18 protein-coding genes are annotated in these 25,855 nt (G+C 72.0%); 6 read left to right on the forward strand and 12 right to left on the reverse strand.

The features are described 5' to 3' along the window. Positions 1-193 precede the first annotated feature (193 nt). The 5 genes from PUW82_RS13910 to PUW82_RS13930 all read right to left on the reverse strand — a co-directional run bounded on the left by PUW82_RS13910 (position 194) and on the right by PUW82_RS13930 (position 9,824). Complete coding sequence (locus PUW82_RS13910; RefSeq protein ID WP_274222867.1) at positions 194-4,771, reverse strand: type VII secretion EssC family protein; 4,578 nt, start codon at positions 4,769-4,771, stop codon at positions 194-196. Between the two features lie 30 nt (positions 4,772-4,801). After that, entirely contained in the window at positions 4,802-6,199 is a 1,398-nt protein-coding gene (locus PUW82_RS13915; protein ID WP_274222868.1) for an RDD family protein, read from the reverse strand. 75 nt (positions 6,200-6,274) lie between these two features. Beyond that, positions 6,275-7,879, reverse strand: a complete 1,605-nt coding sequence (gene purH, locus PUW82_RS13920; RefSeq protein WP_274222869.1) for a bifunctional phosphoribosylaminoimidazolecarboxamide formyltransferase/IMP cyclohydrolase — start codon at positions 7,877-7,879, stop codon at positions 6,275-6,277. 39 nt (positions 7,880-7,918) lie between these two features. Beyond that, positions 7,919-8,533: a phosphoribosylglycinamide formyltransferase gene (purN, locus tag PUW82_RS13925; protein ID WP_274222870.1), complete on the reverse strand. Its 615-nt coding sequence runs from the start codon at positions 8,531-8,533 to the stop codon at positions 7,919-7,921. Between the two features lie 4 nt (positions 8,534-8,537). Beyond that, positions 8,538-9,824 (reverse strand): cell division protein PerM, encoded by a 1,287-nt coding sequence (locus tag PUW82_RS13930; protein ID WP_274222871.1) that lies wholly within the window; start codon positions 9,822-9,824, stop codon positions 8,538-8,540. A gap of 80 nt (positions 9,825-9,904) precedes the next feature. Between PUW82_RS13930 and PUW82_RS13935 the strand changes: the two genes are divergently transcribed. Continuing rightward, entirely contained in the window at positions 9,905-11,341 is a 1,437-nt protein-coding gene (locus PUW82_RS13935; RefSeq protein ID WP_274222872.1) for an NCS2 family permease, read from the forward strand. 76 nt (positions 11,342-11,417) lie between these two features. On the opposite strand, the gene sucD is transcribed toward PUW82_RS13935, so the two are convergent. The 4 genes from sucD to PUW82_RS13955 form a co-directional block, all read right to left on the reverse strand. After that, the gene (sucD, locus tag PUW82_RS13940) at positions 11,418-12,320 is read right to left on the reverse strand and encodes a succinate--CoA ligase subunit alpha (protein ID WP_274222873.1); all 903 of its coding nucleotides are present in this window, start codon (positions 12,318-12,320) and stop codon (positions 11,418-11,420) included. A gap of 27 nt (positions 12,321-12,347) precedes the next feature. Next, the gene (sucC, locus tag PUW82_RS13945) at positions 12,348-13,514 is read right to left on the reverse strand and encodes an ADP-forming succinate--CoA ligase subunit beta (RefSeq protein WP_210006043.1); all 1,167 of its coding nucleotides are present in this window, start codon (positions 13,512-13,514) and stop codon (positions 12,348-12,350) included. A 133-nt stretch (positions 13,515-13,647) separates the two neighbouring features. Then, positions 13,648-14,250, reverse strand: coding sequence for a response regulator transcription factor (locus tag PUW82_RS13950; protein ID WP_274222874.1), 603 nt, complete (start codon positions 14,248-14,250; stop codon positions 13,648-13,650). Further along, positions 14,247-15,506: a sensor histidine kinase gene (locus tag PUW82_RS13955; RefSeq protein ID WP_274222875.1), complete on the reverse strand. Its 1,260-nt coding sequence runs from the start codon at positions 15,504-15,506 to the stop codon at positions 14,247-14,249. The genes PUW82_RS13950 and PUW82_RS13955 overlap by 4 nt, the downstream gene beginning before the upstream one ends. 111 nt (positions 15,507-15,617) lie before the next feature. Between PUW82_RS13955 and PUW82_RS13960 the strand changes: the two genes are divergently transcribed. Then, positions 15,618-16,118: a small multidrug efflux protein gene (locus PUW82_RS13960; RefSeq protein ID WP_274222876.1), complete on the forward strand. Its 501-nt coding sequence runs from the start codon at positions 15,618-15,620 to the stop codon at positions 16,116-16,118. Positions 16,119-16,175: 57 nt separating this feature from the next. Then, complete coding sequence (locus PUW82_RS13965; protein ID WP_274222877.1) at positions 16,176-17,867, forward strand: long-chain-fatty-acid--CoA ligase; 1,692 nt, start codon at positions 16,176-16,178, stop codon at positions 17,865-17,867. Positions 17,868-17,873: 6 nt separating this feature from the next. Here PUW82_RS13965 and PUW82_RS13970 read toward each other — a convergent pair whose 3' ends face one another. Continuing rightward, positions 17,874-19,388 (reverse strand): FAD-dependent oxidoreductase, encoded by a 1,515-nt coding sequence (locus PUW82_RS13970; protein ID WP_274222878.1) that lies wholly within the window; start codon positions 19,386-19,388, stop codon positions 17,874-17,876. A 61-nt stretch (positions 19,389-19,449) separates the two neighbouring features. Between PUW82_RS13970 and PUW82_RS13975 the strand changes: the two genes are divergently transcribed. Continuing rightward, positions 19,450-20,115 carry a TetR/AcrR family transcriptional regulator gene (locus tag PUW82_RS13975; protein WP_274222879.1) on the forward strand — a complete coding sequence of 222 codons (666 nt, stop codon included), beginning with the start codon at positions 19,450-19,452 and terminating at the stop codon, positions 20,113-20,115. Between the two features lie 54 nt (positions 20,116-20,169). Next, a complete protein-coding gene (locus PUW82_RS13980) occupies positions 20,170-21,414 on the forward strand; it encodes an acyl-CoA dehydrogenase family protein (protein WP_274222880.1) in 1,245 nt (414 codons plus the stop codon). A 16-nt stretch (positions 21,415-21,430) separates the two neighbouring features. Here PUW82_RS13980 and PUW82_RS13985 read toward each other — a convergent pair whose 3' ends face one another. Next, on the reverse strand, positions 21,431-22,528 hold the full coding sequence (locus PUW82_RS13985) for a COG1361 family protein (protein WP_274222881.1): 1,098 nt from the start codon (positions 22,526-22,528) through the stop codon (positions 21,431-21,433). Between the two features lie 58 nt (positions 22,529-22,586). Further along, positions 22,587-24,455, reverse strand: coding sequence for an alkaline phosphatase (locus PUW82_RS13990; protein ID WP_274222882.1), 1,869 nt, complete (start codon positions 24,453-24,455; stop codon positions 22,587-22,589). Between the two features lie 224 nt (positions 24,456-24,679). Between PUW82_RS13990 and PUW82_RS13995 the strand changes: the two genes are divergently transcribed. Beyond that, positions 24,680-25,855 carry an AI-2E family transporter gene (locus tag PUW82_RS13995; RefSeq protein ID WP_274222883.1) on the forward strand — a complete coding sequence of 392 codons (1,176 nt, stop codon included), beginning with the start codon at positions 24,680-24,682 and terminating at the stop codon, positions 25,853-25,855.

Here is a 25,855-nt window from a genome sequence, read left to right on the forward strand (position 1 = left end):
TGAGCGGGGCAGCGGGCGACGATCTGCTGGTCGATCACCGTCCGGGGTGTTCCGTCTGCAAAGCCGCGGAGCGGCGGGTACATGACCGCAGCCGAGACCACCGCGGAAGACATCCCGATGCCCGCGACCCAGGCCCACCACTGCCCGCCCGCAGTGGCCCGCGAGGCACGCCCTCGCCCCGACGACATCCCGCTCAGCGAATGGTCTCGGTGACGGTGTCGGTCGACACGGCCTCCGCGGCGCTGGCCGCGGCAGGAACAGATGCCGCGACGGTCTCGGACTCGACGAGCGGCATCTGCACCGTGACGGCGCGACCCGCTTGCACGAAGATGCCGCGGCCCTCGGGGAAGTCGCTGCGCTTGACCTTCGGGAACGGCACCTTGAACACGGCGTCGCCGTCGAAGGCATCCGGTTTGAGGATGATGCCCTTGCGACCGCCCTTGAAGTCGCCCACGAGGCCGAATCCGCTGGTCACCTGAGTGACGTCGGCGTCGCCGATGAGCAGGTGGTCGCTGCGGTTGACCGCCTGGAACAGAGCCTTCAGCGGACGCTCCGCCGGCGAGTCGGCGAACTGCGGCACATCCTCGACGACGATGAGGATGCGGCGCCCCAGCGTCTCGTCCGTGACGAGCTCGGCGAGCTCGGTGGCGAGCTCCTTCGCGTCGTCGGGCGTCGTGGCGCTGCGCACCCAGGGCGCGAACTCGCGCAGCTGCGACCGGCGCCCGCCGAAGTGGAACAGCGTCACCTCGGGGTCGAGGCGCGTCATCGACGTGATGAGGGCCTTCATCGCGGTGGTCTTGCCGGCCATCGGCGGGCCTGCCACGACGAAGGTCCCCACGGGGTCGAACTCGCGCGCGGCCAGGGTGTCCTCCGCGACACCGAGCACCGGGAACTCGCCGATCCGGTCGGGAAGGTCCGCGTGGGCGAGACGTGTGGGCAGCGAACCGATCTCGGCGACCTCGCGCACACCGCGCGAGCGCAGCTCGTCGGCGAGCTGACCGAGCAGCTTGGTCTGTTCGGCGACGTTGGGCGTTCCGCCGAGGACGGCGATCTGCGTCTCGAAGCCGTCGACGATGGCGCGTCCGGGCGCGGAGCGCTCGTCGAGGACGTCCTTCGGCGCGTTCAGCAGGCCGTAGGCGTTCTCGTCCGAGAGGCGCAGGACGACCCGGCGCGAGATGTTCGAGCTGACCGCCGTCGGAACCGAGCCGGAGCGGTCGGCGGTCGCGACGACGTGGACGCCGAGCGGGCGACCCTCGCCGAGGATCCGCATGAAGGCCTGGTAGAACGGCATCCGCGCCGTGGTCGATTCCCACTCGGCCCGGAACTGCGGCAGCCCGTCGAGCAGCAGCACGATGCGCGCCTCGTCGCGGCCGGTCAGCTCGCGGTACTCCCCGATCGTCGAGGCGTTGGCGGCGCTGAAGCGCTTGCCGCGGTCGTCGAGCACCTTTCCGAGCGAGCGCATGATGCGCTGCACGCGTTCGGCGTCGTCGCCGGGGATCACCGAGCCGACGTGCGGCAGGATCTCGAGGCTCTTGAGCGACCCCGACCCGAAGTCGAGCCCGTAGACCTCGATGTTCTCGGCGCGCCGACCGGTCGTGGCCGCCGCGATCGCGATGGTCCGCAGAACGGTCGACTTGCCGGAACCGCTCGTGCCGTACACGAGCAGCGACCCGTCGCGGTCGGGCTCGAAGTAGACGGCTTCCTGCAGCTGCCGCTCGGGGATGTCGCTCTTGCCGATGAGGATGGCGCCGGCCCGGCCGGACGGCAGCGACCGGATGTCGACGGTGGTCTCGAGGTCGTCGAGCCACGGCCGGCGGGGCTCGGGGATGCGCGCCTGGTTCGCCGCCGCGACGAGGGTCGCCACGATGCGCTTCTGGTCGTTCGGCCCCGGGTCGACCTCGGCGGCCGGATCCTCGGGCTGCTCGTCGACCTCCCAGCGCTGCACCGATCCGAACCGCAGCTCCGCCACGCTCACATCCGCGGCGATGACCTCGTCGCTGCTCCAGCCACCGGCGTACGCGGACTGGAAGGGAACCAGACGGCCCGGCCCTGTCTTCGCGATACCGCGGCCGGGGATGCTGGGATCGAACCGAGCCGCCACGGGATCGTCGACGACATCCTTCGAGTCCGACTCGTCGGCCATGCGGAGCGCGACACGGAGGTTCGTGTTGGCGCGGAGGTTGTCTTTGATGACGCCGGCGGGACGCTGCGTCGCCATGATCAGGTGGATGCCGAGCGAGCGACCGCGCTGGGCGATGTCGACGACGCCGTCGACGAACTCGGGCACCTCGCCGGCGAGCGCGGCGAACTCGTCGATGACGAGCACGAGGGCGGGCGGCGTCTCGGGGTCGCGACGCTTCTCGAGCTCGAGCAGGTCTTTCGCCTTCTTGCGGTTGAAGAGGTGCTCGCGGTGGTGCAGCTCGGCGCGCAGGCTCGTCAGCGCGCGGCGCACGAGGTGCGGGCTGAGGTCGGTCACGAGCCCGACGGTGTGCGGCAGCTCCACGCAGTCGGCGAATGCCGATCCGCCCTTGTAGTCGACGAAGAGGAACGTGACGCGGTCGGGGCTGTGCGCCGCCGCCATGCCGAGCACCCACGCCTGCAGGAACTCCGACTTGCCGGCGCCCGTGGTACCGCCGACGAGGGCGTGCGGACCCTGCGTGCGCAGGTCGAGCGTCATGGCGTCGGTCGCGCCCTGACCCACGATCGCGCGCAGGTTGCCGGCCTTCTTCAGGCGCGGTAGTGCTCCCCCGCTGCGGTCGAGGATCGTGTTGTTCTCGCGCCAGCGGTCGATCGCGAACGACGGATCGGCGGCCAGCTCCGAGCCCACGAGCGAGAGGAACATGACCGAGTTCGGGATGTCGGACGAGTCCTCGATGATCGTGCTGGCATCGGCGACCGGCGCGAGCCGCTTCGACAGGACGGTCATGAGCTCGTTCGACACGCCCTCGACCTCCGTCGTGGCGTACTCGACACCGCTGCGGACGGTGCCCACGCGCGCGCGGTCGAGACCGTCGGTGACGTCGACGAAGGTGCGGCAGACCGCCGGCAGCGCGTCGACGACGGGAGCGACGAAGATGCCGTAGACGCCGACGTCCGCGCCGCGCTCGAGCACCTGGGTCAGGCGCGCACGGTCGACGGGCGCATCGGAGGTGACGATGACGAGCACCGCGGTCTGCCCGGGGAACGTCGCCTCTTCGGCGGCGCGACGCACATCGGTGCCGTAACGCATCGGGTCCCAGTCGTCGTCGAAGGGAAGCCGCGGGGCCGCCGCCGCCTTCGACCGGCGCATGACGAGCTCTTCGAGGCCCGACAGCATCGCGGCACCGGTGGACGCGGAGTCCGACAGCGGCATCTCGCGGAACGGGCTGCGCTCGCTCGAGGTGTGCGGCAGCCACTTGAGCCACTCGAGCTCTTTGGCCCACTCCGGCTCGGTGAGGGCGACGGCGGCGAGGTCGTTCGGCGAGTGCAGCCCGAACAGCTGCACGGCCAGACCGCGCAGCGCATCCGCGGCCTCGCGGGCGCCGCCGGCGACACCGATGACGCCCACGCTCTGCAGCGACTCGAGGACGGGGACGCCGTCGATCATCCGGTAGCGGTCGCGCAACCGGTCGACGCGCTCGACGTACTCCTGCAGGGCGTCCGGATTCTCGGCCCGCTTGACGCTCGTCCGTGAGGGCGCCTCGGAGGTTCCCATCCGCACCGCGAGGAAGTTCCAGTGCTCGGGTCGCCGCGTCCAGAGCATCGGGCCGAGCTGCATCGACTGCTCGAACACCACGGCGACCGGCGGCACCTCGGCGTTGCGCACCTCGCGCTCGCGCGGTCGCAGCCGGTACAGCTTCTCTTCGAGCTCCTCGAAGGTGCGCTCGAAGATCTCGGTTTCCTTGCGCTGCTTCTGCCCGAGCTGGGTGCGCTGCGAGATGAAGTTGCCGAGGAGCATCATCGGCGTCATGAAGACGATGAGCAGCGTGCGCGGCTGATTGGTCATGGAGAACAGCGCGATGCCCAGGATGAGGGGCGCGACGAGCATCGGCCAGGGGAAGAGCCGCGACACCGGGTCCTTCGGCATCCGCGGCTCGTCGAGCTCCTCGCCGACGTACCGCGCCTCGACGCGCGGGCTGCGGTTGAACAGCAGGCTGCCGCCGCGCTCGAGCACGGGGTCCTGCTCGACGGGCGCGAAGCTCTCGGCCATCGAGATGACCAGTTCGGTGTCACCGAGCTGGAAGCGCTGCCCGGGGATGACGCGCAGGCGCTGCACCAGGCCGCCGTCGATCACGATGCCGTTGGCGGAGTTGAGGTCGACGAGCTCGACCGACGCGCCGATCTCGATGCGAGCGTGGCGCTTCGACACCAGACGGTCGTCGAGCACGATGTCGTTGCCCTGCGACCGCCCGATCGTGAAGTGGCCCTGCGGCAGCGAGAACTCGCGCCCGGCGAGCGGGCCGCCCACGACGTGCAGCAGCGCGGCGACCGGGCCACCGGCGCCCCGGCTCGAGACGTAGTCGGCACCGAGGTTCGTGACGGACGCGACGAAGCCCGACCCGACCGGTGCATCGCCCACCAGCATGTGCGGGTCGAGCATCACGAAGTCGGGCGAGGTCGGCGGCGCGACGGTGAGCGTCAGCACGTCGTTCGGTCCGGCGGCGACTTCGCGCCGCGGGTCGCTGTCGACGATGCGCCGGGCGACGTCCTGCACGGTGGCGGTCGAGTCCGACGTGACGACGATGTCGGTGCCGGTGTGGTCACGGCGCTGGAGGGTCAGCTTGAGTCTCAACGAGGGCTCCTGTCAGCGGGTGTGCCGGCGTCAGCGGATGGCGACGACCGCGTGGCGGTCGCCGAAGCGGATGGTGTCACCGTCGCGGACCTCGACGGGGCGACCCGGCTCGAGCGCCTGCTCCGCGCCGCCGCGGACGAGGACACTGCCGTTGGTCGAGCCGCGTTCGAGCGCGACGACGCGCCCGTCCTGCCGCAGCAGCGCCCAGTGCGTTTTCGAGATCGAGCGGGTCGGGTCGACGACCGGCACCGGCAGCACGTCGACGTCGCCGGGCCCGGTGGCGGGAGCACGACCGAGCACGACCCCGCCGCCCGAGACGGCGATCGTGTCGCCGGAGTCGAGCGTGAGCGCGACGGCATCCGAGGCCGTCGGGGGTGTGGCCATCGGCGGGACGGATGCCGCAGCCTGCGGCGCCGCCGGGGCCACCGGCGCGGGCGGCGCAGCGGCGGGCTCTTCGAGCAGCGGCGGCGGCGACCACGCGGCGGCACCGGCGGCCGGAGCCACGATCGCTCCCGGGGCGACGGCCGCGGGCGCGGGCACGCCGGCCGGCAGCGGCGGCTCGGCCGCGGGCGCCGGGTCGGGAGTGGCGAAGGGCGCCGGGGCGACCATGGTCGGGATGCCGGAACGGGGCTCGTCGTCGGCGGCATCCGTCTCGCCGATGACGACGTTGCCGGGGGTCGAGCGGACCGCTCCGAGAACGCCGCCCTTATTGCGCGCGAGCGGCACGTAGGCGCCGGCCCCCGTCGGGGCGACCGGGGTCGCGAGCGAGGGCAGCTCGGTCTTGACGTCGAGCAGGTCGGTGGCGACCGTCTTGCGCGCGATGCGCATGCGCTTCTCGTCGTAGGGGTTGAGCCCGCGCCGCGCGTCGACGAGCCACGTCGCGGCGGCGAGGTCGGCCCAGCTGCGTCCCCGGCGGGCCGGGTCGAACAGCGGCGAGAGGGCGATCACGAGGAGCGGGCCGACGGCCGGCACCAGCATGCTCGCCCCCATCACGAGGTATCGCACCACGGCGCCCCGCCAGAATCCGGGGCGCTCGAGGGTGCGGACGTTGACCGTGCGCAGGCCGGTGAGGGCCTTGCCGAGGGTGACGCCGCGACGCCCGAGCAGGATGAGCTGCACGAGCACGAAGGCCGTCGACAGCACCGAGCTCGCGGCCCCCAGGACGATCAGCAGCACGAGGTCGTCGCGGCCGGCGAGGGCTGCGACGGGATCGGCGTCGAGGGCTGCGCCGGTGACCGCCGGCAGGACGACGAGGAGCATCGGCAGCTGCACGAGCAGCAGAACGAGCGCCTCGATGACAGTCGCGAGCACGCGCCGGCCGTACGGAGCGCGGATCAGGCCGAGAGAGGCGGCGTACTCCGGCCTCGGTCGCCCGGCACCGTCGAGCCCCTCGATCGTACGAGCGCGCTCATCGATCTCCCAGATCACACGTTCCTCCCCGAACCGGCTGTTCCCCGAAGCGACCCTATCGCTCGCAGCCGCCCCGCCGGGACACGCGCTGCCTCAGTGGAAGAAGTGACGCTCGCCGGTGAAGAACATCGTGACTCCGGCCGCTCGCGCCGCGTCGATGACCTCCTGGTCGCGCACTGATCCGCCGGGCTGGATGATCGTCTTGATCCCGGCGTCGATGAGCACCTGCGGACCGTCGGCGAACGGGAAGAACGCATCGGATGCCGCGACCGATCCGGCCGCGCGATCGCCGGCCCGCTCGACGGCGAGGCGGCACGAGTCGACACGGTTGACCTGTCCCATGCCGATGCCGACCGTGGCCGACCCCTGCGCGAGGACGATCGCGTTCGACTTGACGGCGCGGCATGACTTCCACGCGAAGATCATGCCCTCGAGCTCGGAGGGGTCGGGGCGTTCGCCCGAGACGAGCTGCCAGTTGGTGGCGACCGACTCGATGTCGTCGGGGAACCGGTCGGCATCCTGCAGCAGCAGTCCGCCCGACACGAGCCGGACGTCCATGCGCTCCTGTCGCCAGTCGGCGGGCAGGCGCAGCACACGCAGGTTCTTCTTCAGCTTGAACACCTCGAGCGCCTCGGGCTCGAAGTCGGGCGCGACGATCACCTCGGTGAAGATGTCGCGGAGGTTCTCGGCCATCTTCAGCGTGACGGTGCGGTTGGCCGCGATCACGCCGCCGAAGGCCGACACGGGGTCGCACTCGTGGGCGCGCAGGTGCGCCGACGCGATGGGGTCGAGCGCCTGGGGAGCCGTGACGGCGATGCCACAGGGGTTGGCGTGCTTGATGATCGCCACGGCGGGCTTGACCATGTCGAACGCGGCGCGCAGCGCGGCATCGGCGTCGACGTAGTTGTTGTACGACATCTCCTTGCCCTGCAGCTGCTCGGCCTGAGCGATGCCGCGGCCACCCGCGCGCGTGTAGATCGCGGCACGCTGGTGCGAGTTCTCGCCGTAGCGCAGCGTCGCCAGGCGCTCCGCGCGGATGGTGAGGTGCTGCGGCAGCTCGTCGCCTTCGAGCGTCGACTCGGCGAACCAGGTCGCCACGGCCCGGTCGTACTCGGCGGTGTGGGCGAAGGCGCGAGCCGCGAGGTCGCGGCGCTGCGCGAGCGTCGTGCCGCCCGCCTGCACCGCCTCGATGATCGCCGGGTACGACGTCGGCGAGACGACGATCGCGACGTTCGCGAAGTTCTTCGCCGACGCCCGCACCATCGCGGGACCGCCGATGTCGATCTGCTCGACGACGTCGTCGCCGGTCGCGCCCGAGGCCACGGTCTCGACGAACGGGTACAGGTTCACCACGACGAGGTCGAACGCCGCGATGCCGAGGTCGCCAAGCTGGCTCTCGTGGCTCTCGAGCCGGAGGTCGGCGAGCAGACCGGCGTGGACCGCGGGATGCAGCGTCTTGACACGGCCGTCGAGCGACTCGGGGAAGCCGGTGACCTCCGAGACGTCGGTGACGGTCAGGCCCGCGTCTCGCAGCAGCGCGGCCGAGCCGCCGGTCGAGACGATCTCGACGCCGGCCCCGGCCAGCGCCTGCGCGAGCGGCAGCAGGTCGGTCTTGTCGCTCACCGAGATGAGCGCGCGGCGCACGCCCACGAGGTCGCGCGAACGGTAGAGGGCGGGGTCGTGGCTCGGTCCGGCCATGTCGATACTCCTGGTGCGGGTGTGGGCCTGTGGTGCGGGTCAGGCGGTGGCAGCGGGTGGGGTCGAGGATGCGGGGGCGGCGAGGTCGAGCTCGCCGTCGGCGATGCGGCGGACGACGTCGATCAGCAGGCGGCGCTCGACGGGCTTGATGCGATCGTGCAGCGACGACTCGTCGTCACCGGGCAGGACCGGCACCCGCTCCTGGGCGAGGATCGGCCCCGTGTCGACGCCGTCGTCGACGACGATGACGCTCGCACCGGTCTGCGCGGCTCCGGCAGCGAGGGCGTCGCGGACGCCGTGGGCACCCGGGAACTCCGGCAGGTAGGCCGGGTGGGTGTTGATGATGCGGGGCGCGAACGCCGCGACGACGGCGGCCGGCAGCAGACGCATCAAGCCGCTGAGGACGATCAGGTCGGGACGCCACGCCGTGAGCTGACGGGCGAGCTCCTCGCCCCACTCCTCGCGTGTCGCGTACTCGCGGTACGGCACCGCGAACGTCGGGATGTTGTAAGCGTCGGCGTGGGCGAGCCCGTCGGCCGGACGGTCGGCACCGACAACGACGATGCGGGCCGGGAAGTCGGGCTCGGCCGCGGCATCCAGCAGCGCCCGCAGATTGGAGCCGCCACCGGAGATGAGGACCGCGACCGTCAGCACCGTCCTACTCTACCCACGGCGCATCGGCGTCCCGAGCCCCCGCGCGTTCGCGGTCACGGTCGTCGGCTTCGACGTCATCGGTCGACCGCGACGCACGCGGGCCGAGCAGCGCGATCGCCGCCCCCACGCCGATCTCGAGGGCGAAGGCGAGACCGACCGCACCGGCGGCCGGACCCACCTGCGTCAACCGATCGGGACCGAGCGCGCCGGAGGCGAGCGCCGAGAGCGACGCCGCGACGAGCCCGCTGGTCACGACCAGGCCGGCGAGAGCGGCGAGCCGCGGTCCGAACGGCTCGGCGGCGAGAGGCGAGGCCGGAGCGGGCAGACGGCGTCGCGCCGCCAGCCCCGCGACGAAGCCGACCGCGACGAAGAGCAGGGCGAGCAGCAGGGCGAAGGACGGCGTCGCGGGCGGGATCGCGGCGAGGACCGGGATGCTCGGGATGACGCCGAGCTGCGTCCCGGATGCCGCGACGGTCGACCCCGCACCGACGACGAACCCCGGCCCGGCGGCGAAGGCCGCGCCCCAGACGATGAGGGTGGGCAGGTAGGCCAACTGCGCGATGGTGAACGCCGTCGCGCCGAGCGCGTCGACGTTGGCCGCCTGGAAGAGCGAGATGATGGCGCCGCCGCGGGCGAGCACCGCGACGCCCACCAGCAGCGCGCCGACCGCCGCGAACCCGAGGGCGCTGATGGCGAGGGCGCGACCGGCTGCCGACACCGCGGCGGCGTATCCGCTGCGGTCGAGACGGACGAAGAGGGAGTCGACCGGTCCGTCGTCGCCGTCGCGCCACGCTCGTACCAGCGCGCCGATGAGGGCCGGCACCGCGAAGACGAGCACCGGGAAGAGCACCGCCTGCCAGGGCATCACCGCGGCGAACGGGGTGCGGGCGGTCGTCGCGAGCACAGCCGACAGCGCGGCGACGGTGATGGCTCCGACGGCGACGCCCGTGAACCCCGCTCCCGACGCGGCGGCCCGGCCGCCCGAACGCGCGGCGAACATCGCGATGAGGCCCGCGACGGCGAGCGGAGCGAGCGAGAGGGGCATCGTGACGGCGTCGGGCGCGATGCCCGTGGCCACCGTGTACTCCTGCGGCAGCGTGATCTCGAGCGGGACGAGGTTGCCGAACTGCCAGAGGCGCACGGCAGCCGGCCACAGCGCGGACCAGTCCGCTCCCGCCCCGAAGGCGACGGCCCACAGCACGGTGAGCGGAGCGAGCGCGGCGACAACGCCGACGGCCACCGCGACGAGGGCGTCGACGGCGGAGAGGAGGGCGACAAGCAGGCGATTCATGCCTGATCGACCCTACCCAGCGAGCCTGTGCGTGTCGGACGGGACGCGCGCGGGGCGCTACCGTCTTCTCGGAGGATTTTGTGAACACTACGCACGACCGCGCGCCGCAGGGTGCCATCGACCGCTTCTTCGACATCAGCCGTCGCGGCTCGACCATCGGCACCGAGGTGCGGGGAGGTCTCGTCACCTTCGTGACGATGGCCTACATCGTCATCCTGAACCCGATCATCCTGTCGGGTAAGCCCGACGTGGACGGCACGACGCTCGGGTTCGCCGCCGTCAGCGCGGCGACGGCCCTGACCGCCGGTGTCATGACGATCCTGTTCGGCCTCATCACCCGCCTGCCCTTCGCCTTCGCGGCCGGCCTCGGCATCAACGCCTTCGTCGCGTTCGGCGTCGTCGGCGAGGTCACGTGGGCCGAGGCGATGGCGCTGGTCATGATCAACGGCGTCATCATCGTGCTGCTGGCGGCCACGGGCCTGCGCAAGCTGATCTTCGACGCCGTGCCGGTGCAGCTCAAGCTCGCGATCACCGTCGCCATCGGCTTCTTCATCGCCTTCATCGGCTTCGTCAACTCCGGCTTCGTCACCGCCACCGGCCAGGCCTCGCCCCCGGTGGGCCTCGGCGTGGGCGGATCGGTCGCCTCGGTGCCGACCCTCATGTTCGTCATCACCCTGCTGCTGACCGGCATCCTCGTCGCGCGCAAGGTCAAGGGCGGCATGCTCATCGGCATCGTCGCCGGCACCGTGCTGTCGGTCGTCGTCGAGGCGATCTGGCACCTCGGCCCGGCGACCGACAACGCCGGCGGCTGGGGCCTGACGGTGCCCGCGCTCACCGGATCGCCGGTGAGCGTCCCCGACCTCAGCCTCATCGGCGCCGTGGACTTCGGCTTCGACCTCGGCAAGGTCAGCATCGTGACGCTCGTCATGCTGGTGTTCACGCTCGTCTTCTCGAACTTCTTCGACGCGATGGGCACGATGACGGGCCTTGCGAAAGAGGCGAACCTCGCCGACGAGAAGGGCGACTTCCCGCGCATCAAGTCGGCCCTGATCGTCGAGGGCGTCGGCGCGATCGCCGGCGGTGCGACGAGCTCGTCGTCGGCCACCGTCTTCGTCGAGTCGGGATCGGGCATCGGAGAGGGCGCCCGCACGGGCCTCGCCAACGTCGTGACCGGTCTGGTGTTCCTGCTGGCGATGTTCTTCACGCCGCTGACGTCCATCGTCCCGACCGAGGTCGCCGCCGCGGCGCTCGTCATCGTCGGTGCGATGATGCTGTCGCAGATCGCGCACATCGACCTGACCGACTTCCGCGTGCTGCTGCCGGTCTTCCTCACCGCGACCGTCATGCCGCTGACCTACTCGATCGCCAACGGCATCGGCGCGGGCTTCATCGCCTGGGTGCTCGTGAACGCGCTGTCGGGCCGGGCGAAGCAGATCAGCCCGCTGCTGTGGGTCGTCGCGGCCGGCTTCGTGGTGTTCTTCGCGCGCGGTCCGCTCGAGGCGCTGCTGGGCGTCTGACGCCGCCCGCGCAGCTCCCGATACAGCGGAGGGGCGGATGCCGCAGCATCCGCCCCTCCGTCGTGTCCGGGAAGCGTCAGAGCTTCTCGATGATCTCGCGCATGAGCGCGGCGGTCTCGCTCGGGGTCTTGCCGACCTTCACGCCGGCGGCCTCGAGGGCCTCCTTCTTCGCCTGCGCGGTTCCGGCGGAGCCCGAGACGATCGCGCCGGCGTGGCCCATCGTCTTGCCCTCCGGCGCGGTGAAGCCCGCGACGTAGCCGACGACCGGCTTGGTGACGTGCGCCTTGATGTACTCGGCCGCGCGCTCCTCGGCGTCGCCGCCGATCTCGCCGATCATGACGATGGCCTTCGTCTCGGGGTCGGCCTCGAACGCCGCCAGGGCGTCGATGTGCGTCGTGCCGATGACGGGGTCGCCGCCGATGCCGATGGCGGTCGAGAAGCCCAGGTCGCGCAGCTCGAACATCATCTGGTAGGTCAGGGTGCCCGACTTCGACACGAGGCCGATCGGTCCCTTGCCGGTGATGTTGGCGGGAGTGATGCCCGCGAGCGCCTCACCTGGGGTGATGATGCCGGGGCAGTTCGGCCCGATAATGCGGGTCTTGTTGCCCTTCGACTTCGCGTAGGCCCACGCCTCGGCCGACTCGCCGACGGGCACGCCCTCGGTGATGACGACGAGCAGCGGGATCTCGGCGTCGATGGCCTCGACCATGGCGTCCTTCGTGAAGGCCGGCGGCACGAACGCGACCGACACGTCCGCGCCGGTCTTCTCGATGGCCTCGGCGACCGAGCCGAAGACGGGCAGCTCGACGGTGTTGCCGGAGGCATCCGTGTGCGAGACCGTGGTGCCGGCCTTGCGCGCGTTGACGCCGCCGACGATGTTGGTGCCCGCCTTGAGCATCAGCGCGGTGTGCTTGGTGCCCTCACCGCCCGTGATGCCCTGGACGATGACCTTGGAGTCCTTGTTGAGGTAGATAGACATGTCGTTGGTCCTTTTCGCGTCCGGGGCTCAGGCGTTGGCCAGCTCGGCGGCCTTGTCGGCGCCCTCGTCCATACCGGCGGCGAGCGTGACGAGCGGGTGGTTCGCGTCGGCGAGGATCGCGCGGCCCTCGTCGACCTGGTTGCCGTCGAGGCGCACGACGAGCGGCTTCGTGGCCGAGTCGCCGAGGATCTCGAGCGCCTTGACGATGCCCTCCGCGACGGCAACGCACGACGTGATGCCGCCGAAGACGTTGACGAAGACGCTCTTGACCTGCTCGTCGCCGAGGATGACGTCCAGGCCCGAGGCCATGACCTGCGCGTTCGCCCCACCGCCGATGTCGAGGAAGTTGGCGGGCTTGACGCCGCCGTGCTTCTCACCCGCGTAGGCAACGACGTCGAGCGTCGACATGACCAGTCCCGCACCGTTGCCGATGACGCCGACCTGGCCGTCGAGCTTGACGTAGTTCAGACCGGATGCCTTGGCCTTGGCCTCGAGCGGATCGGCGGCGCCCTTGTCCTCGAGCTCCTCGTGCTCGGGGTGACGCACCTCGCTGGCGTTCTCGTCGAGCGAGACCTTGCCGTCGAGCGCGACGATGTCGCCGGCGCCGGTGCGGACGAGGGGGTTCACCTCGACGAGGGTGGCGCCCTCGCCGGTGTAGACGGCGTAGAGCTTGACGAACACGTCCGAGACCTTCTCGACGAGGTCGTCGGGGAAGTTCGCCGCACGGGCGATCTCGACGGCCTTCGCCTTGTCGATGCCCTGCAGCGGGTCGACCTCGACGCGCGCGAGCGCCTCGGGACGCTCGACGGCGAGCTCTTCGATCTCCATGCCGCCCTCGACCGAGCACAGGCTCAGGTAGGAGCGGTTGGCGCGGTCGAGCAGCACCGAGAAGTAGAACTCCTCGGCGATGTCGGCGCCCTGGGCGACCATGACGCGCTGGACGACGTGACCCTTGATGTCGAGGCCCAGGATGGCCTCGGCAGCGGCGTAAGCCTCGTCGGGGGTCTTGGCGACCTTGACGCCGCCGGCCTTGCCGCGGCCTCCGGTCTTGACCTGAGCCTTGACGACCACGACACCGCCGATCTTCTCGGCAGCCGCCTTCGCCTCCTCAGGGGTGTCGGCGATGATGCCGGCGAGTACCGGCACCTCGTACTTCTCGAACAGGTCTCGGGCCTGGTACTCGTAAAGATCCACTGCAATCCTTCGCTGGGCGACGGTGGGTGAGGGGCGGGAACAATCTCGATGTCGAGATATCGCCCGATCGGAAAGCCTACTACCCGCGCCTGACGGGCCCGTGCCCGGATCCCGCCGGATGGAGGGGTCCGGATCAGATCCAGCCGCGCTCGCGCGCCATGATCGCCGCCTGCTGCCGCGTCGCCAGGCCGAGCTTGCCGAGCACCGACGAGACGTGGTTGCGCACGGTCCCGGCCGACAGGTGCAGGGATGCCGCGATCTCGGCGATCGTCTCCCCGCGGGCGCCGGCGCGCAGCACGTCGAGCTCGCGGTCGGTGAGGGGGCTGCGCTCATCGCTCAGCGCGTCGGCGGCGATCTCGGGGTCGACGTAGCGCCGTCCCGCCGCGACTTCGCGGATGACGGCGGCGACGTCGTCGGCGCGGCGGGACTTCGGCACGAAGCCGTCCACTCCCGCGCTCAGCGCGCGGCGCAGGACCCCGGGCCGGGCGTGCCGCGTGACGACGACGCACCGCGACGCCACGCGCTGGCGGATGCGGGCGGCCGCCTCGACCCCGTCGATGCCCGGCATCTCGAGGTCGAGCAGGCAGACGTCCGGGCGCAGGGCGAGGGCCTGCTCCACCGCGCTCTCGCCGTCCCGGCACTCGGCGATGACGTCGAGGTCCTCTTCGAGCCGCAGCAGCGCCGCGAGGGCCGAGCGGATCATGTCCTCGTCGTCGGCGATCAGCACCCGGATCATCGCGGCATCCCCTCGGCGGTGGTGTCCGCGGATGCGCCGCCGTCGCGCGCCGGAGCCGCGGGGACGGTCACGACCACGGTGAAGCGGTCGGGGTCGCGGCGGGTCGTGAGGTTGCCGCCGACGGCGCCGATGCGGTGGGCGATGCCCTCGAGACCGGCTCCGGAGCCGAGCGCCGACTCCGCGCCGCGGTCGTTGGCGACGCTCATCCGCCAGAATCCGCCGTCCCGCCCCAGGCTCAGCTCGGCCCACGTCCCGCCGCCGTGCTTGAGCACGTTCGTCGTGCACTCGCGCACGACGGGACCGAGGATGTCGGCGGGCGCGAGCACCGCGTCGGCGGCGACGTCCAGGCGCACGCGCAGTCCCGCGGCGCGCAGCAGGTCGGCGGCGTTGGCGAGCTCGTCGGGCAGGGGCACACCGCGGAACCTCCCGGCGAGCTCGCGCGTGCCGGTCCGCGCCGCGTCGACGGATGCCCGGGCGAGGCGGATCTGCTCGGCCGCGGCATCCGGATCGCGCGGAAGCATGCGCTCGGCCAGCTCGAGCTGCAGCGCGATCACCTGCAGGTGATGGCCCTGCAGGTCGTGCAGCTCGCCGGCGAGGCGTAAGCGTTCCTGCGTCGCCGCGAGACGGGACTCGACGGCGCGGGCGCGGTTGAGTTCGAGCACCACGTCCCACGACCACAGCGACAGCGCGATCGCGCCCGGCAGGGCGATGCTGAAGGTCGCGAGCGCGAACCCCATGGAAGCGCCCCCGGGCACGGCCGCGTCGAGCCGCGCCCGCTCGGCGAACCAGAGCACGACGAGGGCGATCTCGACGAGCACGACGCCCCGCCAGCGCACGCCCGGCCCCCAGCGCACGAGGCACAGCACGGTCGCCAGCACCGCGGCGCCGAAGAGGAACGACATCGTCGTGACGCTCAGCACGACCGACCCGACGATCCCGAGGGCCACGGGCCACGATGCGAAACGGCGCAGGCGGGGCACGCGGTCGGCGTCGCTGACGTCGCCGTCTCGCCGATAGCGCGCGAGCAGCACGATCGTCGCGACGAGCACCACGGCGGCGCCCACGGCGTAACCCGCCGCGAGCAGCGGCTGGTCGAGGCGCCGGGTCATCACGAGCACCCACAGACCCCAGACGGCGAGGGCGGATGCCGTGAAGAAGACGATCGAGACGGCGATGTACCACGAGGTGGCCACGACCTCGCGGGCGAGCACGGCGGGGCTCGACACCGACGCGGGGCGGGGCTCGGGGTTGTTCACGCCGCCAGAGTACGGCCATGACGTTTGTCATGCCCCGGCCCGCGGAAGCTCCCGTCCACGGGTGACGTCGCGACACTGCCGCGAGCCGCGCCCCGGCGCTGGGATGGAGTCATGTCCAATCCCTTCTCCGACCTCGTCCTCGGCTTCCAAGACCTCGTCACGCAGATGCCCGACCTTCTCCGCCCCGTGATCGTCGCCCTCGCCGGCGCCGTCCCCTTCATCGAGGGCGAGGGCGCCGCCGCGATCGGCATCGTCGGCGGCATTCATCCGGCCGTCGCCGCCGTCGCCGGCGCGATCGGCAACTTCCTGTGCGTCGCGGTCGTCGTGCTCGTGGCCTCGCGCGTGCGCACCGCCGTGACCACCCGCGGCGGCGCCGCCGAGAAGCCGAAGTCCGCGCGCAACGAGAAGTTCCAGAAGGCCTACCACCGGTACGGCACACCCGGAGTGAGCCTGCTCGGACCGCTACTGCTGCCCACGCAGTTCACCGCGGCGGCGCTGACGGCGACCGGGGTGCCGCCGCGTCGCGTGCTCGCGTGGCAGGGCGCGGCGATCGTCCTGTGGACGACCCTCATCACCCTATTCATCACGGGTGTGCTCTACATCGCCCTCTGAGCGCAACCCCCGCGCCGTATTCGGCGGCCGGCATGCCACGGGATGCAGGATGGGTGCATGAGCGCGCTCGAGTCCCGCCCGTGGCTGTCGGCCTATGCCGACGGTGTCCCCGCCGAGATCGACGAGGTGACCCAGACCCTGCCCGAGATGATCGCCGCGAGCGTCTCCGAGCATGGTCCGCGCGTCGCCCTCGAGTTCTTCGGTGCCACCACGACCTACCGCGAGCTCGGCGAGAGCATCGACCGAGCCGCCGAGGGGCTGCGCCGGATCGGCGTGGCCCCCGGCGACCGCGTCGCGATCGTGCTGCCGAACTGCCCGCAGCACGTCGTCGCCTTCTACGCGGCGCTGCGGCTGGGCGCGATCGTCGTCGAGCACAACCCGCTCTACACGGCACGCGAGCTGCGTCACCAGTTCGAAGACCACGGCGCCCGCTTCGCGATCGTCTGGGACAAGATCGTCGACACGATCGCCGATTTCCCCACCGATCTGCGGGTCGAGCGCATCATCAGCGTCGACGTCACCGAGGCGCTGCCCCGCGGCAAGCGGATGCTGCTGCGTCTGCCGATCGCGAAGGCCCGCGCCTCGCGTGCGCAGCTGACGGCGAAGCCCCGCACGAAGGACGCCCTGCCCTGGTCGAAGCTGCTCGACCGGCGCCGCATCTCCGACCGTGTCGCCGGTCCGAGCCTCGACGACACCGCGTTGCTGCAGTACACCAGCGGCACGACGGGGCTGCCCAAGGGTGCCGTCCTGACGCATCGCAACCTGCGCGCGAACGCGATGCAGGGGCGGGCGTGGGTGCCCGGTCTGACCCCGGGCGACGAGACCTTCTACGGTGTGCTGCCGCTGTTCCACGCCTACGGCATGACGCTGTGCCTGACGTTCGCGATGAGCATCGGGGCCAAGCTCGTGCTGTTCCCGAAGTTCGACGTCGGCCTGCTCGCCGATGCCGCCCGCACGAGCCCGCCGACCTTCCTGCCGGCCGTGCCGCCGATCTACGACCAGCTCGCCCGGGCTGCCGCGCGCGGCACGATCGACCTGTCCCGCACCCGGTTCGCGATCTCGGGTGCGATGAGCCTGCCCGTTGCGACGGTCGCGCGCTGGGAGGAGGCCACCGGCGGCCTGCTCGTCGAGGGCTACGGGATGACGGAGTCCTCGCCCGTCGCGCTCGGCAACCCCATCGGACCGTCGCGGCGCCCGGGTACGGTCGGCGTGCCGTTCCCGAGCACCGAGATCCGCGTCGTCGATCCCGACGACCCCTCCGTCGACCGCGGACCGGGTGAGGAGGGCGAGCTGCTGCTGCGCGGTCCCCAGGTCTTCTCGGGCTACTGGCGACGACCGACCGAGACGGCCGACGTGCTGCTTCCGGACGGTTGGCTGCGCACGGGCGACATCGCGGTGGTCTCCCCCGACGGATTCGTCACGATCGTGGATCGCCTCAAGGAGCTCATCATCACCGGCGGCTTCAACGTCTCGCCGAGCGAGGTCGAGGACACCCTTCACGCCCACCCGGATGTCGAGGGTGCGGCCGTCGTGGCCGCTCCGCGCAGCTCGGGCGGCGAGGAGGTCGTCGCCGCCGTCGTGCTGCGCGATGGCGCCGAGCTCGACGTCGAAGGCCTGCGCGACTTCTGTCGCACGCGTCTCGCCGCGTACAAGGTGCCGCGCCGGATCGTCGCCGTCGACGAGCTGCCGCGCTCGCTCATCGGCAAGGTGCTGCGCCGCCAGGTGCGCGAGCAGCTGCTCGCCGACTGATCCGGATCAGCCCAGACGTCGCAGCCCGGTCGAGGCGGGGCCTTCGATGCGCGCGCCGTCGGGAGCGAATCGCGATGCGTGCAGCGGGCAGTCCCACGTGCACTCGAGGTCGTTCCACTCGAGCACCCCGCCCAGGTGCGGACAGACGGCACTGACGGCACGGGTCTCGCCGCCCACCGTCGACACCCCGACGGGCAGCCCGTGACTGCGGGCCACGGTGCCGGCGCCCTCCGCGGGCCGGGGCACCGGCGTCGAGCGGGTGAGCGCGCCGGCCCAGCCGCGCGCCGCGACGGCGCCGACCTTGGCGTTCTCGACCGCACCCCGCGCGAGGTCGGCGGGAACCGTGAGTCGCGTCCCGATCACCGTCATCCACGTCGGCTTCTCGCGCGACTTCTCGCCGCGCAGCTCGCTCGCGATGCGCAGCGCGGCAGCGGGCGCGTTGGTGAGCCCCCACTTGGCGTACCCGGTCGCGAAGCGCACCCGCCCCAGGGAGCGCGGCATGGCTCCGATGAAGGGCACGAGGTTGTGCGAGGTGTAGTCCTGCGCCGACCACCGGTGGGTCTCGGCACCGATGGGGAACGTCTCGCGGGCCCAGGCTACGAGTTCGTCGAGCATGGCCCGCTCGCTGTCGGCCCGCCCGACGGGGTGCCCGGCTCCCCCGACGATCAGCTGCGGTCGTCCCGCGGGGCCGTCGGCGGCGCTCACGGTGCGCACCGAACGAGTCGGGCTGTCGGCCGAGAGGTACATCCCGCCCGGTACCGCACCCTCGAGGTCGAACGACACGCAGGCGGAGCGCATTCCGCTGACCTTCGCGAACGACAGTCCGCGGTCGAGGATCGGGGTGCCGGTCGCCAGGACGACCCGGTCGGCGAAGAGAGGGCCGGCGTCGGTGTCGACGCGGGCACGGGGCAGCACGCGCACGCGACTCACGGCGGTGTGCAGGTGCAGGCGCCCGCCGGCCGCGACGAAGGCTCCTGCCAGTGCCGTCAACAGGCTCATCGGATCGATCGCGCGCTGCCGGTCCAGCGCGACGGCGCTGGTCATGCGGACGGGACCGGCGGCGAGCTCGTCGGCGTCGGCCAGCCGCACGTCGAGGCCCGCCTCCCGGGCCGCCCGGTACTCCTCGGTCACAGCGGCGACACCGTCGGCGCCGGCGGCGTGGGTGTACGCGGTGCGTTCGGTCGTGGCGACGCCGAGCTCGTCGGCGGCGCTCGTCACCCACTCGAATCCGTCGCGGTTGGCCTCGACGTAGGCCTGCACGAGCGACGCGGGGTGGTGCCGCCGCAGCGACGAGAGCGTCGTGCCCTGCAGCAGCGAGATCTTGCCCGTGTTCGACCCCGAGGCGAGCTCGCCGATGCCGCCGCGCTCGACGATGGCGACATCCATTCCCGCGCGGACGAGTTCGAGGGCCGTCGCCAGACCGGTGAGCCCGGCGCCCACGATGACGACGTCGTGACGACGCCCGGCCTCGAGCGGCATTCCGGCGACGGCGGGCGAGTCGGTCTTCCAGAGGGGCGTCATGCTCCGCAGTCAACGCGTCCGCACCCGGCGCGACAACGACTTGACACTAGGCTCGGTGCCCATGACCGACGCTTCCCGCACCGCCGGAGACGCGGTCGTCGCGGCAGCGGTCGCGCTGTTCGACGAGCGGGGGTACGACCAGACCTCGGTCGACGACATCGCACGCGCAGCCGGGGTCTCGCGCTCGACCTTCTTCCGGCAGTACGGCGGCAAGGACGACGTGGTCTTCGCCGACCACGAGGTCGTGCTCGGCGCGCTGCGCGCCGTGTTCGATGCACCGCACGACAGCCCATGGCGTGCGGTGTGCGCGGCGGCGCTCGCGGCGTTCGACCACTTCGCGGGCGACCTCGACCTGGCCCGCCGCCGATACCGCGTCGTGCGCGGCATCCCGGCGCTGCGCGACCGCGAGATCGTGACGGTGTTCCGGTACGAGCGCCTCTTCGCCGATCACCTGCGCGAACGCGCCCCCGGGCTCGAACCGGTCGACGCCGTCGCGTTCGGGGCCGCCGTGACCGCCGTGCACAACCACGTGCTGCGCCGGCTGATCCGCGACGAGCCGGGCGTCTCGCGCACAACCCTCGCCCGCGCGCTCGACGACCTGCTGCACCGGTTCGGCGTGCACCCGGACGGCGAACCGCCGGCCGCCGACGACCTCGTCGTGGCGGTCTTCCCCCGCCGGATGCCGCTCGCCGAGGTCGCCCGCCGATTGCGCGACGACCTGCCCTGATCGGCATCGTGAAACCGGTGACACTGGGTGTCGCCGCGGGTGATACTGGATGTCATGAGCACCGATGCCCACCGTGATGACCTCCTGCCCGGCGAGAGCGTGGCGTCGTACGACGTCACCGGCCGTCGCGACACCGACTACTACGGCATCTTCGCGGACGTGCCCGCCGCCGACCGGGCGGCGTGGGATCGCGCACGCGCCTTCGTCGACGAGGTCGACACCCGGATGCAGCACGCCTGGGACACCGCGACGTACCCGGTCGACCTGGTGCGCCGGATGGGCGAACTCGACCTCTACGTCGACGGCGTCGATCACCCCGCGCTGACGCGCATCTCGCCGCTCGGGGCGGGCCTGGTGAACATGGAGATCTCGCGCGGCGACGGTTCGCTCGGCACGATCCTCGCGGTGCAGGGCGGCCTCTCGGTGCGCACGCTCGCGCTGTACGGCTCGCCCGCGCAGCAGAAGCGATGGCTGCGACCGCTCGCGACCGGCGAGGTGCTCGGCAGCTTCGCCCTCACCGAACCCGACCACGGCTCCGACTCGGTCTCGCTCGAGACCGTCGCCCGGCGCGAGGGCGACGAGTGGGTGCTGCGCGGGACGAAGAAGTGGATCGGCAACGGCGCCTCGGGCGGCATCACATTCGTGTGGGCGCGCGTCGACGACGACGGCGACGAGCTGCACGGCGCGGTGCGCTGCTTCCTCGTCGAGCAGGATCGCCCCGGATACACCGGCACCGTGATCACGGGCAAGGCGTCGCTGCGCGGCATCCATCAGGCCCACATCGCCCTGCGGGATGTCCGCCTGCCGCTCGACGCGGTGCTCGAGGGCACCCGCTCGTTCCGCGACGCGTCGACCGTGCTCTACGCCACCCGCTCGGGAGTGGCGTGGTCGGCGCTCGGCCACGCCACCGCCTGCTACGAGGCCGCGCTGCAGTACGCGATGCAGCGGGTGCAGTTCGGTCGTCCGCTGGCGCGCTCGCAGATGGTGCAGGAGCGGCTGGCCCAGATGCTCGACGAACTCACCGCGATGCAGCTGTACTGCCGCCGCCTCGCCGAGCTCGAGACCTCCGGCGGACTCCGGCCGACCCAGGCCTCGCTGGCGAAGTACCACAACACCCGCGCCGCGCGACGGATCGCCCAGACCGCGCGCGACCTGCTCGGCGGCAACGGCATCCTGCTCGAGAACGGGGTGATGCAGCACATGGCCGATATCGAGGCGATCCACACCTACGAGGGCACCGAGAGCGTGCAGGCCCTGCTGCTGGGCCGCGACATCACCGGCGTCGGCGCGTTCACCTGAGCCGCGCCCGATCGCGTCAGCGACCGGCGCGGTCAGCGGCGACGGCCGCGTCGATGCGGCGCTGCGTGCGGCCTCGCCCGCGCACGACGAGCATCGCCACGAGCGCGGCGATTCCCGCACCGAGCATGACGACGGCGAGCGATGACCACGGCACGGCCGGAGTCGAGAACCCCGCGGATGCCGCTTCGGGCAACGGCACCCGGTCGTCGCCGAGCGACACGGGGGTGACGGTGACCTCGCCGGCGGCGAAGAACATCGGCGCGAGCGGCACCTCGATGCGCTGCGTCGCCGTGCCGCCGGGCAGCACCTCGAACGCCTCGCCGGTTCCCGCGCCGGGCATCAGCCCCAGCGGACCCGATGCGTCGGCGGCGGCGCTCGCGCCGAACCGCACGTTGCCGGTGTTGGTCACGCGGTACTCCACCGTCAGTGTGCCCGGGGCGAACGGAACCCACGACGGCGAGTAGCTCGCGGTCGCCGCGTCGACGCGCAGCGCGGGGGCGATCTCGCCGGCGACCTGCAGGTGCACGCGCACGCCGACCCGGTGCGTCAGCGTCACCCCGGCGTCCTCGGTCGAGAGCGCGACGACGATGCCGGCGGGATGATCGCCCGGCGTCGCGTCGGCGGGCACGGCGATGGTCACCGGCAGCACCCGGGTCTCGCCCGACGCGAGCGTCAGCGCCCCGCCGTCGAGGCCGTCGACCTGCAGCCAGGCTCCACCCGCGGCGGGGTCGTCGGTGCGGACGTCGAAGGCGCCGTCGGTGCCCACGACACCGTCCCCGGTCGCGACGGCGAAGGCGGCGTCCTCGGCGGAGTGGTTCGTCACCGCGATGGCGTCGCGCACGCTCGTGCCGGGGTCGACGACGTGCCGCAGCGACACGCGCCCGTCGGGTCCGGCGTCGTCGGCCGGGACGACGCCCCACTCGACGGCGGGCGGCTCGACCGCCTCGGTGACCACAGCGGCAGACGACGCGGGGGCCGCAGCGAGGATGAGGGATGCCGGCGCCGCGACGGCCGCCGCGGAAGGCAGGGCCGCCTCGCCGACGACGAGCGCGGCCAGGAGGGCGAGAGCGCCGGCTGCGGGCAGCACGGCGCGACGGGAACGAGAGCGGAACATGGGGGGATCTCCGAGTCGAGGATGGGGGCGGGCACGGCGGCCCGCCCCCATCGGTACGTCAGTCCTGCGCGAACAAGGTGAGGGTGATCTCGCTGCCGTAACGACCGCCGGCCGCTTCGGCCGGGATCGACAGGTCGAGGTCGGCCCCAACGACGGTCGACCCCAGGCGCGAGATGCGGTCGGCTGCGGCGAGCGTCGCCGGACCCTCGAGCGTCGCGCGTCCGCCCGCGGCGGCGCCGGACTCCGAGCGCACGATGCGCGGCGTCCAGGCGAGGTTCTTCGCCTCGAGCGTGCGGTTGCCGGCGACGAACTCGCTCGCCGATCCGGCCAGCGTCCAGCCTCGACCCTGCGCACGCACCTCGTTGCGGGTGTCGGCCACCGTCACGAGCGGGAGGGTCGCGTCGAGGTCGGCGCCCGACCCGGCGAAGGCCACCCGCTCACCCGAGTGCGCGACGCTCAGGCTCAGCGCACCGTCGGCCTGCTGCCCCGCGACCGTGGCCTCGAGGGCGACGGCATCCGCCGAGCTGCGCTCGCCATGACCGAGGAAGTCGAAGAGCGTCTCGCCGATGGCGGTGTTGTCGAGGTAGGCGCCACGCACGAGGTCCCACTGGTCGGCGCGCGCGTCGAGGACCTCGGCGCCCGCCCCCTTCGCGAACACCGGCACGAGGGCGTTGGTGTGGCCGCCCGAGTGCCAGGTGAGGTCGGGAAGCTGACCCGCGGTGCCCGTCATCGGCGTCCAGCCGACCTCGGGTCCCGCGCCGGCGCCGGCGAGGTAGCCGGTCTCGTGGTCGGCGGTGACGATGACGAGCGTCTCGTCCCAACTGCTGTTCTTCTCGACCCAGGCCTCGACGGCCTCGACCGACTCGTTGAAGGCCATCTGCTCCTCGATGAGGCGCGTCGTCTGGTTGGCGTGCCCGGCCCAGTCGACCGCGCCGCCCTCGACCATGAGGAAGAAGCCCTCGTCGCCCTTGTCGAGCACGTTGAGGGCGCCGAGCGCGAGCGTGTCGAGGTCGGCGACGTCGTTGGCGGGGTCGGTGTGCGGGAGCACCTCGTCGTTGGCGAGGCCGGGGCGGTTGTACTGCAGCGTCTCGGCCACCTGCGCGAGCCCGAACACCTTGTCGGGAACGGCCGTGCCGGCGGCGAGCGCCTCGAAGTCGGCCGTGTCGTCGACGAAGCTGTAGGGCGTGGCGCCGGTCGAGACCCGCTCGTAGTCGTGCTGCGAGATCCAGGTCCAGTTCGCCTCGCGGGGCTGGTGCGCGTCGGTGTAGAGCGGGTGCCCGCCGCCCATGAGCACGTCCACGCCGCTGTCGATCATCTCGGTCGCCAGACCCTGATAGTCGTTGCGGTCGGCGTTGTGGGCGATGAAGCCGGCAGGGGTGGCGTGGTTGAACGGCACGGAGGTGACCAGGCCGACCTTCTTGCCGACGGCCTGCGCCTGCTGTCCGACGGTGAGCAGTTCGTCGCCGCCCGGGGTGATGCCGAGCATGCCGTTGTTCGTCTTCACGCCGGTGCCGAGCGCGGTGCCGGCGGCGGCGGAGTCGGTCGCACCGGAGGCCACCCACCCGAAGTCGCCCCACGCCTTCTCGGTGACGTACTCCGCCCGCCCCGAGGCCGAGTAGTGCGACTGGGCGACCTGCACCGGCCAGGTCTCGTACACCTGGCCGGGCGTCGCCGGAGCGTGGGCGACGCCGCCGGTGGCGGGGTCGACGCTCACCTGATGCGCGCTGGTGCCGCTCTCGTACAGGCTGGCGGCATCGAACTGGTTGTAGCCGGCGCCGTCCGAGATGAGCAGGATGACGTTCTTCGGGGTGGCCGGGGCGTCGTCGGCGGCGGTGGCCGCGACGGCGGGAACCGCGGCGACGACCAGTCCGGCGACGACGCTCGTGGCCGTCAGTGCGCAGGCGCGCGCGTGTGCTCTCCGAGGCATGGAGAATCCTCTTTCGTATCGGGGGGGGGATCGATCGGATGCCGCTGAGCCAGCGGCCCTTCCACGCTCGCCGCCCTCGGTGACGACGCCGCGACCGGCAGGAAACGCGTCGGTGAACGGCCGCGAGCACCCCGGTGACGCGAGCCGCCGCACCGAGGCATTGCCGCCCGGACCTCCGAGCGCAACCCCCGTCTGGAAACAGGCGCGTCCGCTACCGTCGGAGCATGAGCCTGTTCCGCCGCCGTCCTGCGCCCGAGACCGTCCTGGCCGCCGCCGTGCAGCGGGACGCCGAGCGCCCCCCGACGAATCTGTGGGCCGACGGCTTCGGCCGCCTCGCGATCCGGTCGATGCAGATCATCATCCTGGTGATCGTCGCGATCGGCGTCGTCTACGTCCTGCGCCAGGTGTCGGTCGTCGCCATCCCGCTGATCCTCGCGCTGATCTTCGCGTGCGCGTTCGCCCCCGCGATGAACGCGATGCGGCGACACGGGGTTCCGTCGGTGCTGGCGACGATCATCACCCTGCTGACGATCGTCGTGCTGCTGACCGGGCTGTCGTGGCTCATCGTGTGGGCGGTCCGCGACCAGTGGGACGACCTGTACTCGCAGGCGGAAGAGGGCTTCCAGCAGCTGCTCACCTGGGCCCAGACGCTGCCGTTCGCGATCGATCAGGCTCAGATCGACGAGTGGCTCGCGGCCCTCGGCGACTTCGTCACGAGCGCCCAGTTCGGCTCGGGCGCGCTCGCCGGCGTGAGCGCCGTCGCGACCTTCATCACCGGCGCCGTGCTGATGGTCGTCATTCTGTTCTTCTTCCTCAAGGACGGCCCGCGCATGTGGGAGTTCCTCCTGCGCCCCTTCCGCGGCGACGACGAGCGGCGCGCACGCCGCATCGGCGACAAGACGGTCGTCGTCCTCGGCTCGTACATCCGCGGCACCGCGACCGTCGCCGCCGTCGACGCGATCGGCATCTACATCTTCCTGCTGATCTTCCAGGTGCCCCTCGCCATCCCGCTCGCGGTCCTGGTGTTCCTGCTGGCATTCATCCCGATCGTGGGTGCGACGCTGGCCGGCATCCTCGCCGCCCTCGTCGCGCTCGTCGCGAACGGGCCGGTCAATGCCCTCTTCGTCGTCGGCGCGGTCGTGCTGGTCAACCAGCTGGAGGGCAACTTCCTGCAGCCGGTGCTCATGGGTCGCACGATGAAGCTGCACTCGTTCGTCGTGCTGGTCGCCCTCGCCGCCGGCACCGCGATCGGCGGCATCCTGGGCACCCTGCTCGCCGTTCCCGTCACGGCCGTGGCCTGGGGCATCGTGCAGGTCTGGGACGGACCGAACCTGCCGGCCCGCTGGGCGCGACCCCGCCGGGCGGTCGTCCAGCCGGACGAGCGGCTGCAGGACGCCTGA

Source organism: Microbacterium thalli (genome assembly GCF_028737325.1).
GTDB lineage: Bacteria > Actinomycetota > Actinomycetes > Actinomycetales > Microbacteriaceae > Microbacterium > Microbacterium thalli.